The 10,596-nt window shown below is 68.5% G+C and carries 11 protein-coding genes; 6 read left to right on the top strand and 5 right to left on the bottom strand.

All coding sequences use genetic code 11. From position 1 onward, the window contains the following. Nucleotides 1-819 (top strand): 4-hydroxythreonine-4-phosphate dehydrogenase PdxA (pdxA, locus tag BU124_RS14120; protein ID WP_084864211.1); only part of this gene is annotated, 819 nt, incomplete at its 5' end. 45 nt (nt 820-864) lie between these two features. After that, the gene (gene rsmA / locus BU124_RS14115) at nt 865-1,698 is read left to right on the top strand and encodes a 16S rRNA (adenine(1518)-N(6)/adenine(1519)-N(6))-dimethyltransferase RsmA (RefSeq protein WP_245831705.1); all 834 of its coding nucleotides are present in this window, start codon (nt 865-867) and stop codon (nt 1,696-1,698) included. Nucleotides 1,699-1,808: 110 nt separating this feature from the next. Here the strand turns inward: rsmA and lpdA are convergent, their stop codons facing one another. The 4 genes from lpdA to queA form a co-directional block, all read right to left on the bottom strand. Then, nucleotides 1,809-3,203 (bottom strand): dihydrolipoyl dehydrogenase, encoded by a 1,395-nt coding sequence (gene lpdA / locus BU124_RS14110; RefSeq protein ID WP_084864209.1) that lies wholly within the window; start codon nt 3,201-3,203, stop codon nt 1,809-1,811. 110 nt (nt 3,204-3,313) lie between these two features. Next, on the bottom strand, nt 3,314-3,904 hold the full coding sequence (locus BU124_RS14105; protein ID WP_084864208.1) for a DUF924 family protein: 591 nt from the start codon (nt 3,902-3,904) through the stop codon (nt 3,314-3,316). A 72-nt stretch (nt 3,905-3,976) separates the two neighbouring features. Next, nucleotides 3,977-5,245, bottom strand: coding sequence for an MFS transporter (locus BU124_RS14100; RefSeq protein WP_084864207.1), 1,269 nt, complete (start codon nt 5,243-5,245; stop codon nt 3,977-3,979). 123 nt (nt 5,246-5,368) lie between these two features. Further along, nucleotides 5,369-6,412 (bottom strand): tRNA preQ1(34) S-adenosylmethionine ribosyltransferase-isomerase QueA, encoded by a 1,044-nt coding sequence (gene queA / locus BU124_RS14095; RefSeq protein WP_084864206.1) that lies wholly within the window; start codon nt 6,410-6,412, stop codon nt 5,369-5,371. 267 nt (nt 6,413-6,679) lie between these two features. On the opposite strand from queA, the gene bcp reads away from it, so the two are divergent. The 4 genes from bcp (at nt 6,680) to BU124_RS14075 (ending at nt 10,284) form a co-directional block, all read left to right on the top strand. After that, nucleotides 6,680-7,147 carry a thioredoxin-dependent thiol peroxidase gene (gene bcp, locus BU124_RS14090; RefSeq protein ID WP_084864205.1) on the top strand — a complete coding sequence of 156 codons (468 nt, stop codon included), beginning with the start codon at nt 6,680-6,682 and terminating at the stop codon, nt 7,145-7,147. A gap of 51 nt (nt 7,148-7,198) precedes the next feature. Continuing rightward, on the top strand, nt 7,199-8,020 hold the full coding sequence (locus BU124_RS14085; protein WP_084864204.1) for a ferritin-like domain-containing protein: 822 nt from the start codon (nt 7,199-7,201) through the stop codon (nt 8,018-8,020). A gap of 379 nt (nt 8,021-8,399) precedes the next feature. Beyond that, nucleotides 8,400-9,716: a M23 family metallopeptidase gene (locus BU124_RS14080; protein WP_084864203.1), complete on the top strand. Its 1,317-nt coding sequence runs from the start codon at nt 8,400-8,402 to the stop codon at nt 9,714-9,716. Then, the gene (locus BU124_RS14075) at nt 9,706-10,284 is read left to right on the top strand and encodes a bactofilin family protein (RefSeq protein WP_084864202.1); all 579 of its coding nucleotides are present in this window, start codon (nt 9,706-9,708) and stop codon (nt 10,282-10,284) included. Before BU124_RS14080 ends, BU124_RS14075 begins: the two co-directional genes overlap by 11 nt. Nucleotides 10,285-10,329: 45 nt before the next feature. On the opposite strand, the gene BU124_RS14955 is transcribed toward BU124_RS14075, so the two are convergent. After that, on the bottom strand, nt 10,330-10,596 hold a 267-nt coding region (locus tag BU124_RS14955), incomplete at its 5' end, for a hypothetical protein (protein WP_218775115.1).

Genomic DNA, 10,596 nt, shown 5'->3' with positions numbered 1-10,596 from the left:
GTCGCGACCGCGGCCGAGGCCGCGACCGCGACCGCTCTGCCGGTGCTGGTCCGGGACTTCGGGGTGCTCCGGCGCCCCGGTGTCCCGGACCCCGCACATGCCCCGCACGTGATCGGCGCCATCCAGGAGGCGGTGCGCCTTGTGCAGACCGGGCAGTGTGCCGCGCTCACGACCGCGCCGATCCACAAGCAGGCGCTGATCGACGGAGCGGGCTTCGGCTTTCCCGGCCATACCGAGTTCCTGGCCCACCTTGCCGGGGTCCAGGACGTGGTGATGATGCTGGCCTGCGATCACTTGCGCGTCGTGCCCGCGACGATCCACATCCCGCTGGCGCAGGTTCCGGGGGCGCTGACCGCCGCGAGGCTGGACCGGACGATCCGCATCACCCATGCCGGCCTGATCCGAGATTTCGGTATCGCCGCGCCGCGCCTCGCGGTGGCGGGGCTGAATCCCCACGCCGGTGAGGGCGGCAAGATCGGGCGCGAGGACATAGAGGTGATCGCCCCGGTGCTCGAGGCGCTGCGCGCCGAGGGGCTGGACATCGCCGGGCCGCTGTCGGCCGACACGATGTTTCACGCCGCAGCCCGCGCCCGTTATGACGGCGCCATCGCCATGTATCATGACCAGGCGCTGATCCCGATCAAGACGCTGGCCTTCGACGAGGGTGTCAACGTAACTCTTGGCCTTCCGTTCGTGCGCACCTCGCCGGACCATGGCACGGCGCTCGACATCGCCGGCACGGGCCGGGCCAACCCGGCCTCCATGGTGGCGGCGCTGCGCCTTGCGGCGCGAATGGCCAATGCCCGGGCCGGGCGGTGAGCGGCCAAGCGGGAAGAGTTTATGCGCCAGGATGACGGACACGCCATGGACGATCTGCCCCCCCTGCGCGCGGTCATCGCCGCCCACGGGCTGGCCCCGAAAAAGGCCATGGGGCAGAACTTCCTGCTCGATCTGACCCTGACAGCGCGGATCGCGCGGCTGGCCGGGTCATTGACCGATCACGACGTGCTGGAGATCGGCCCCGGCCCGGGCGGGCTGACGCGTGCGCTGCTGGCCGAGGGCGCGCGCCGGGTGGTGGCGGTGGAAAAGGACAGCCGCTGCCTGCCCGCGCTGGCGCAGATCGCCGAGAGATACCCCGGCCGGCTGGAGGTGCTGAACGCTGACGCGCTGGCGCTGGACCCCGCCCGGCACCTGACCCCTCCGGTGCGTGTGGCCGCGAACCTGCCCTACAATGTGGGCACCGAACTGCTGGTGCGCTGGCTGACGCCCGATACCTGGCCGCCTTACTGGGACAGCCTGACGCTGATGTTTCAACGTGAGGTCGCAGAGCGCATTGTCGCCGCGCCGGGGTCAAAGGCCTACGGGCGGCTGGCGATCCTGGCACAGTGGCGCACGCAGGCGCGCATCGTCATGGAATTGCCGCCGCAGGCCTTCACGCCGCCGCCAAAGGTCCACAGCGCCGTGGTGCATCTGACCGCCCTGCCCGCGCCGCGATTCCCGGCCGACCCGAAGACGCTGGAAATGGTCGTGGCCCGCGCCTTCAACCAGCGCCGCAAGATGCTGCGCGCGGCGCTGAAGGGCTTGCGCCCTGACATCGAGGACCGCCTTGTCGCCGCCGGGATCGCGCCCACCGACCGGGCCGAACAGATCGACGTGGAACGCTTTTGCGCGCTGGCACGGGTGCTGGACGACGGGTAGCCTCAGTGCCGTGTCCGGCCGAGGTGGCACCAGGCTGATCAACTGGGTGCGGCCGCAATCGGCCTTGCCGATCGCTTTCCCGCACGGGCCGAAATCCTGCGGATTTCGGCCTACATGTGAATCACGCGGTCGAAGGCGTCGAGGACGCTTTCGTGCATCATCTCCGACAGAGTGGGATGCGGGAAGACCGTGTTCATCAGGTCCTCCTCGGTGGTCTCCAGCTGTTGGCCCACCACGTAGCCCTGGATCAGTTCCGTGACCTCGGCCCCGATCATGTGCGCGCCCAGAAGCTCGCCGCTGGCCGCGTCGAAGACGGTCTTGACGAGGCCCTCCTGCTCGCCAAGGGCGATGGCCTTGCCGTTGCCCTTGAAGGGGAAGCGGCCGACCTTGATATCATGCCCCTGGTCCTTGGCCTCGGCCTCGGTCAGACCGACGCTGGCGACCTGCGGGTGGCAGTAGGTGCAGCCGGCGATGCTCTCGGGCTTGACCGGATGGGCGTGCTTGCCGGCGATCAGGTCAGCGACCATCACCCCCTCGTGGCTGGCCTTGTGCGCCAGCCAGGGCCCGTTGGTGGCATCGCCGATGACGTAGAGCCCCTTGACCCCGGTGCGGCAGTAGCCGTCCGTCACCGCGAAGGAGCGGTCAAGCTCGACGCCGAGCGCCTCCAGCCCCAGCCCTTCGGTGTTGGCGGTGATGCCGACGGCCGAGATCACGGTGTCGACCTCGATTTTTTCGGTCTTGCCGCCGGTCTCGATGTGGGCGGTGACCTTGTCGGTGCCGCGGTCGAGCTGCTTGACCGTGGACTTGGTGCGGATGGTCATGCCCTGCTTTTCGAACTGCTTTTGCGCCAGCGCGCTGATCTCGGCGTCCTCGACGGGCAGGATGCGGTCCATGACCTCGACCAACGTGGTCTCGGCACCGAGGGTGTTGTAGAAACTGGCGAATTCGATGCCGATCGCCCCCGACCCCATGACCAGCAGCTTGCCCGGCATGCGGTTGGGTTGCAGGGCGTGCTTGTAGGTCCAGACGCGGTCGCCGTCGGCCTCCAGCCCGGGCAATTCCTTGGCGCGGGCCCCCGTGGCGAGGACGATGTTCTTCGCGGTCAGTTCTTCCGTGCCCTTGTCCGTCGTCACGGCCACTTTGCCCTTGGCGGGAATCGTCGCCGCGCCCATGACCACGGTGATCTTGTTCTTCTTCATCAGGTGGCCGATGCCGCTGGTCAGCTGGCCGGCCACATCGCGCGAGCGCTTGACCACCGCGTCGAGGTCGTAGTCGATGTTGCCCGCGCTCAGACCGAAATCCTTGGCCCGGTGCATCAGGTGAAAGACCTCGGCGCTGCGCAGCATGGCCTTGGTCGGGATGCAGCCCCAGTTCAGGCAGATGCCGCCGAGGTGTTCGCGTTCCACGATCGCGACGTTCAGGCCGAGCTGGGCGCCGCGGATGGCGGCGACGTAGCCCCCCGGTCCGGCCCCGATCACGATCATGTCGAAGTTGCGCGCTGCCATTGGTGCGTCTCCTCATCCAGAATTAGTTTACCCTTAAACGAATTCGGCAGAGTCATCCAGAGGGCCGCGCTCATGGCAGCCATGCAATCGGCACGCGTCCGCGCCGCACCCTATGCCGGGGTCCGCTCGGCCGCGTCGACGGTTGCAAGGGCTGTCATGTAGCCACCCTCGGCCATCCAGGCGGTCTCGGCCGCGCTGGTCTCGCGCCCCAGCGCATCATTGCGATAGGGAAAGCGCCCGAATTCCCGGATGACCTCGCGATGGGCCTTTGCGTGGCGCAGGTTCTCGGCCCCCGTCTCGGGCATGCGCAAGGCCATGAGCCGCACCGCGCGGTCCTGGTCGCAGAGGTTTTCCGAATGCACCAGTGGCATGTAGAGGAACTGCCGCGCCGGTTCGGCCACGCGCCTGTCCCAGCCGCGGTCGATGGCCACCTTGGCCGCCGCCCGGGCCGAACAATCGGTGGCGAAGGCGCGCGGGTCATCGCGGAACATGTTGCGCGGGAACTGATCGGTCAGGATGATGTATCCCAGCGTCCCTGTCGCGTTCGTCAGCCAGAGGCCGCAGGCGCCCTCCCGGGCCTCGTCCCAGGTGGTGCGGAATCGCTTGCGAATTTCGTCGTCGCGCGCCGCGTCCGCCGCGTACCAGCCCTCGGGGCCGACCTCGTCAACCCAGAAGGTGACGATCTGCTCGGGGGTAACCATGACCTTTCCTCCCACATGCTCCTGCCTCGGGTGAAGCGTTGCAGAAAGCCCCGGCCCTGGCAACTTGGAAGGTCACGTCTGGTCGTCGGACTGTTGCTCTTCCAACTCAGTTTCGATGTAGAATTCCTGAGCCGCCTCGACGGCGACGGGCGACCCGGCGGGCGTAACCGGCGCATAGGGCGTGACGTCCTCGATGTTGAAGTCGCTTGGCCGTTGCAGGATGCGCAGCAGGCCGTAGCCCGCGAGCCCGAGCATCAGCAGCCCGACGATGACCCACAGCGCGAAGGCGCCGACGCGTTCCATGGCGTAGCCCATGACGATGGGGCCGAAAATCGCGCCGATGCCGTTGATGAATATGAAGCCGGCCGAGGCCGAGGCCATGTCGTCATGGTCCAGAAAGTCGTTGGCATAGGCCAGCAGAAGGGAATAGAGCGGATTGGCCATGCCCCCCACCAGCGCCGCACCGACCAGCAGCGCCGCGTAGTTGGCCCCGAAAGCCGCCGCGATGATGGCGCCAAGGCCGCCGACGCCGGCGCAGGTGATGATGAGGATGCGCCGGTCCATCCGGTCGGACAGCCAGCCGATGGGAAACTGCGCCACCAGCGACCCGATGAAGATGACCGAGACCAGCAGCGAGATCTGCCCCGCGCCCAGCCCGGCCTCGGCGCCGTAGACGGCGACCATGCCGAACATGGCCGCGAAGATACCACCCAGACAGACCATGCCCACGGCCGCCAGCGGCGAGGCGTCGATCAGGTCGCGCAGGCGCATGCGCCGGGTGGTCTCGCTCGCCGGTGTGGGCTGGACCGACAGCAGGATCGGCGCGAAGGCCAGCGACACCAGCATCGAGGGGATGATAAACAGCACGAAGCCCGAGGCATCGCCCAGGCTGACGACGTATTGCGCGGTGATGATCCCGGCCATCTGCACGACCATGTAGACCGACAGCGCCTGGCCCCGGGTTTCGTTCGTGGAGGCGTTGTTCAGCCAGCTTTCAGCGGTGATGTAGACGCCCGAGATGCACAGCCCGATCACGACCCGGCCGATCGACCAGGCCCAGACATCGACCAGCACGGGATAGAGGATCAGCACCGCCGAAACGGTCGACCCCAGCGCCGCGAAGACCCGGATATGGCCCACGCGCCGGATCAGTTCGGGCGTGATCCGCGAGCCGATCAGGAACCCGGCGAAATAGCCCGACATGACGATGGACATCTGCAACGACGAGAAGTCCTCGATCCCGCCGCGGATGCCCAGCAGGGTGGATTGCAGGCCGTTGCCCATCATCAGCATGTACATGCCGAGAAAGAGCGGCCACGAAGTGCGCAGGACGGGTATCATGCGTGGGGTCCTAAGCGGAGCAGGGTTTCGATTCGGTGACGTTCGCGCCATGACCTATCGCGCCAGCGACAATTTTCTGCAATGCAGAAAGCGCCATCCGGGCCGGTCTTGTGACGCGCGCCCCTACGGCGCACCGGGAAACAGGATCGAACTGTCACCGTAGCTGAAAAAGCGGTAGCGTTCCGCGATGGCATGGGCATAGATGGCGCGGACCCGGTCCACCCCCATCAGCGCGCTGACCAGCATCATCAAAGTCGATTTGGGCAGGTGGAAATTGGTCATCAGTCCGTCGGTAACACGAAAGCGGAACCCGGGCGTGATGAAGATGTCCGTCTTGCCCTCCCAATGGCTCAGGCCGATGTCACGGGCCGCGCTCTCGATCAGGCGCAGGGCGGTGGTGCCAACGGGGATCACCCGCCCCCCGGCGGCGCGGGTGGCGTTGATCTCCTCGGCCGCCGCGCGCGTCACCCGGCCCCATTCGGCGTGCATCCGGTGCTCGGAGATGTCGTCGGTCTTGACCGGCAGGAAGGTTCCGGCGCCGACATGCAGCGTCACGTGGCTGAAATCCACGCCCATGGCGGCCAGATCGTCCAGCAGCCAGTCCTCGAAATGCAGCGAGGCCGTGGGGGCGGCGACCGCGCCGTTCTCGCGCGCCCAGATCGTCTGGTAGTCGGTGCGGTCGGCGGCATCGGCCGGGCGCCGCCCGGCGATGTAGGGCGGCAGCGGCATCTGGCCGGCAGCCTCCAGCGCGGCGTCGAAATCGGCCCCCGCAAGGTTGAAGCGCAGGTGCGCCTGTCCCGCGTCGCGGCCTTCCACGGTGGCCGACAGATCGGGCGAGAAGACGATCTCCTCGCCGTCGCGCAGCTTGCGCAGGGGCTTGACCAGTGCCGCCCAGGTGCCCTCGGCGCGCGGCTCCAGCAGGGTGACCTCGATATTGGCGACCGCGCCGGCGCGATGGCGCGTGCCGAACAGGCGGGCCGGGATCACCCGCGTGTCGTTGAGGACAAGCCGATCGCCCGGTCGCAACACGTCGCACAGATCGCGCACCTGGCGATCCGCGATGCGCCCGCCCTCGGCCACCAGCAGCCGCGCCGAGGTGCGCGGGCGCGCCGGGCGCGTCGCGATCAGGTCGTCGGGCAGGTCGAAATCGAAATCGGACAGTTTCATGCGGGCTTGCGGGCTGGGGCTCGGCGGCGGGAACTCCCGGTCGATACCGGGGGCGATGCCGACAGCGGATTTATCAGAAAGCACGGGCTGTCAAGCTGTGCCGACCGCCCGGCGGGAGCGGCCACATCGCCAGCCCCCGCAACCGATGGCGCCGGGTCGCGCCCAACGCGCGGGTTTCGCCCGGGCCAACTCGGTCGTTGGGGGGCTTTCTTCGCCGGCGGGCCGGGCTAAAACAGGATAAAAGTTGCCACGAGGAGACAGACCGCGATGCAAGACCTCGCCCCGGGCCAGTCGGCTCCCGATTTCACCCTGCCGCGCGACGGCGGCGGCACAGTGACCCTGTCCGACCTGCGCGGCGGGCCGGTGGTGCTGTTCTTCTATCCCAAGGACAACACCCCCGGCTGCACCAAGGAGGCCGTCGCCTTCACCGGCCTTCTGGAGGACTTCGCCGCCTCGGGCGCGACGGTGCTGGGGATTTCCAAGGACAGTATCCGCAAGCACGACAACTTCGTGGCCAAGCATGACCTGAAGGTCGCGCTGCTCTCGGACGCCGACGCCGACGTCTGCGAGACCTACGGCGTCTGGGGCGAGAAGAAGATGTACGGCAAAACCTTTCAAGGGATTACCCGCACGACCGTGCTGATCGACGCCTCGGGCAAGGTCGCGCGCGTCTGGCCCAAGGTCAAGGTGGAGGGCCACGCCGAAGAGGTCCTGGCGGCCGTGCGCGCGCTCTGAGCCGTGCCGCGGCGGCTTGACCTTGCCGAAGGGCCGGGCCACACGGCGCCCATGAAACCGCTTGCCGAAATGGCCGAAGAGGTACTGCGCACCGCCGATGGCCGCGAAAAGACCGCCCTGTCGCGTCGCCATGCCGCCGCTTGGCAGGCGGCGCGGGCGGCCGGTGAGATGCCCGAGATCGGCACCGCCGATCCGCCCGACGCCCCGGCCCGGCCCGCGCGGCCCGACCTGCTGGACCCCCGCGAGGTGCCGCGCCGCCGCCCCGGCTCGCCCGCCGGGCGCATCGCCATGCTGCACGCCGTCGCCCATATCGAACTGAACGCCGTCGACCTGCACTGGGACATTCTCGCGCGCTTTGCCGACACGCCGATGCCCGCGGGGTTTTACGATGACTGGGTCAAGTCCGCCGACGAGGAATCCAAGCATTTCAACCTGATCTGCGACTGTCTTGAGGCGATGGGCAGCCACTACGGCGCCCTGCCTGCCCATGCCGGGATGTGGCGCGCCGCCGCCGACACGGCGCAAGACCTGATGGGCCGGCTCGCCGTGGTGCCCATGGTGCTGGAGGCCCGCGGCCTCGACGTCACGCCCGGCATGATCGAGGTCTTCGACAAGGCCGGCGACACCGCCGCCGTCGAGGCGATGCGGGTGATCTATGCCGAGGAGGTCCACCACGTCGCCTACGGGTCCAAGTGGTTCCATTTCCTCTGCGGGCGGTGCAACGTGGACCCGACGGAGGCCTTTCACGACCTCGTCCGGCGCTATTTCCACGGGCCGCTCAAGCCGCCCTTCAACGAGGAAAAGCGCGCCGAGGCCGGGCTGCCACCGGATTTTTACTGGCCCCTGGCCGACACGCCTGCAAGTGCCCGGTAGTGTTCTGCACCGGACAGGGCCTAGCCGTCCACCGGCCCGACGCCCCGCGCGCGTCGGAGGGTTGCGGTTGTTAACCGGGCTGGGCGCGGGCCGGAAGAGTGACTTTCAGGACGGACAATCCCACCGCCGGGCAAGGCAAGCGCCGAGACCCATGTGTCGGGTGCGGAGCACGAGACCACGGAGCTGACCCTTCGGCGAATTGCCGCCCAAATGGCGGGAAATGCCGGGAATTGTCGTCTGTGGGTGCAAAATCCTTGCGAGGGACTCCGCTGCCCTGTATCCCGCAAACCCAATGCACGGCCCTCCGCGGCCGTGCTGCGCGGTGCCGCCGACCACTCCGGGGGACCCGCGCCGGGATGGGGACGGACGACAGGACGTAATGACTGGCTTCGGACACAAGCTGCACGTGATGCTGGAAACCCGGTTTCCGGAAAAACGCCTCTTCCTACGCTCGGATGCGGAGACGCGCTTCATCCGCCTCGGCCCGGTTACGCAGCTCACGGCCTGGTCGGTCACGACCGTGGTGCTGGCCTGGACCATCGTCGCCACCGCGATCGTGATCATGGACAGCATCGGCGCCGGCAATTTCCGCGCCCAGGCCCTGCGCGACCAGATGACCTACGAAGAGCGGCTCAACGAACTGTCGAGCGAACGCGACCGCCGCGCCGCCGAGGCGCGCGCCGCGCAGGACCGGTTCAGTTCCGCGCTCGAACAGATCTCGGCGATGCAGACGGAATTGCTGCGCTCGGAGGAGCGGCGCCGCGAACTGGAAACCGGGATCGAGGTCATCCAGGCCTCGCTGCGGCGCACCATGTCCGAACGCGAGGCGGCGCGCGACCGGGCCCGTGCGCTCACGGCCACGCTGGAGGATGACACCGCCGCCATGCCGGGCACGCCCGGCGGCACCTCCTCGGCGGCAACCGTGGACATGCTCGCCGAGGCGCTGGCCGAGACCGCGCAGGAGCGCGACAAGATCGCCGCCGACGCGGAATACGCCCTCGAGCACGCCTCGGAGATGGAACTGGAACTGCGCCTTCTGCGCGACAAGAACGACGCCATCTTCAGCCAGCTGGAAGAGGCCTTTACCGTCTCCGTCGAGCCGCTCGACGAGATGTTCCGCGCCGCCGGCATGGACCCCGAGCGGGTCCTCGACACCGTGCGCAGCGGCTATTCGGGCACCGGTGGGCCGCTGACCCCGCTGCAGTTCTCGACCCGCGGCGGCCCCGTCGACCCCGATGCAGAGCGGGCCAACGCCATCCTGCGGGCCATGGACCGGCTCAACATGTATCGGCTGGCCGCCGAAAAGGTGCCCTTCGACGTGCCCGTAAAGGCGGGCTTCCGGTTCACCTCGGGCTACGGGATGCGCTGGGGCCGGATGCACAACGGCACCGACTTCGCCGCCCCCGTCGGCACCCCGATCCGTGCCCCCGCCGATGGCGTCGTCACCTTCGCGGGCTGGTCCTCGGGCTATGGCCGCATGGTCAAGATCCGGCACGATTTCGGCATCGAGACGCGCTACGCCCACCAGAGCCGCATCCGCGTGGAAGAGGGACAAAGGGTCTCGCGCGGGGATCACATAGGTGATATTGGCAACTCAGGACGATCAACGGGCCCGCACCTGCACTACGAGATCCGCGAAAGCGGGTCGCCCGTGAACCCCATGACCTACATAAGAGCTGGACAAGATGTTTTCTAAGAGCAAGATCAACGAACCCGGCCCCGCCGCCGAGGACAAGGGCGCTACCGGGGCCTCCGCCGAGGGCGCGGCCCGCAAGCCTGCCGCGCCCTCCGGAACCGATCACAAGTCGGCCAGCAAGGCCAAGCCGCCGGCCTCGACCCTCTCGGCCGACCTGCACATCACCGGTAACCTGAAGACCAGCGGTGACATCAACATCGAGGGCACCGTCGACGGCGACATCCGCGCCCACCTTCTGACAATCGGCGAGGGCGCTACCGTCAACGGCGAATGCATCGCCGACGACGTCGTTGTGCATGGCCGGGTCGTGGGCACGGTGCGCGGGCTCAAGGTGCGGCTGACCTCGACCGCGCGCGTCGAGGGCGACATCATCCACAAGACCATCGCCATCGAGTCGGGCGCCCATTTCGAGGGCTCGGTCCAGCGCCAGGACGACCCGCTGAACGCGGGCGGCGGCCGTGTCGCCACCACCACCGACGCCCCCCAGAAGGCCCAGCAGCAGCCAAAGGCGGAGGCCGCCAAGCCCGCCGCGCCGGCGCAGTCGCAAAAGGCCGACGCCAAGGGCTGACGGGCGCGGCCCGTCCGGCATCCCGCGAGGCATGGCGCAGCAGCCTCAGGCCACCGGCCCCCGCAGCCGTTTGCGGGGGCTTCGCCAGGTGGCCATGCATTCGGAACAGCGGGGCGTGCCGATCCGGTGGTCCGGCCTTCGCGACGCGGCCCCTGCCAGTACCGCGGCGCGCCCGATCAGGAAAACCGCGCGCGCCATGTCCCCCGCCCTTCCCCTCCTCTCCGCCCTGGCGCTGGCCGCCTGCACGGCGGCCCCGCCACCGGCGGGGCCTGACACGCGCCAGCCGCCCGCGACCGCCCGGGCCAGCGCGCC

Source organism: Salibaculum halophilum, from assembly GCF_002094885.1.
Classification (GTDB): Bacteria; Pseudomonadota; Alphaproteobacteria; order Rhodobacterales; family Rhodobacteraceae; genus Salibaculum; species Salibaculum halophilum.
The sequence above is the reverse complement of the archived record's forward strand: the minus strand, read 5'-3'. Positions and strand labels throughout refer to the sequence as shown.

Coding starts and splice junctions, on each gene's coding strand:
- rsmA (WP_245831705.1), top strand. CDS start 865: ATGGACGATCTGCCCCCCCTGCGCGCGGTCATCGCCGCCCACGGGCTG.
- lpdA (WP_084864209.1), bottom strand. CDS start 3,203: ATGGCAGCGCGCAACTTCGACATGATCGTGATCGGGGCCGGACCGGGG.
- bcp (WP_084864205.1), top strand. CDS start 6,680: ATGCAAGACCTCGCCCCGGGCCAGTCGGCTCCCGATTTCACCCTGCCG.
- BU124_RS14075 (WP_084864202.1), top strand. CDS start 9,706: ATGTTTTCTAAGAGCAAGATCAACGAACCCGGCCCCGCCGCCGAGGAC.
- BU124_RS14100 (WP_084864207.1), bottom strand. CDS start 5,245: ATGATACCCGTCCTGCGCACTTCGTGGCCGCTCTTTCTCGGCATGTAC.
- queA (WP_084864206.1), bottom strand. CDS start 6,412: ATGAAACTGTCCGATTTCGATTTCGACCTGCCCGACGACCTGATCGCG.
- BU124_RS14105 (WP_084864208.1), bottom strand. CDS start 3,904: ATGGTTACCCCCGAGCAGATCGTCACCTTCTGGGTTGACGAGGTCGGC.
- BU124_RS14085 (WP_084864204.1), top strand. CDS start 7,199: ATGAAACCGCTTGCCGAAATGGCCGAAGAGGTACTGCGCACCGCCGAT.
- BU124_RS14080 (WP_084864203.1), top strand. CDS start 8,400: ATGACTGGCTTCGGACACAAGCTGCACGTGATGCTGGAAACCCGGTTT.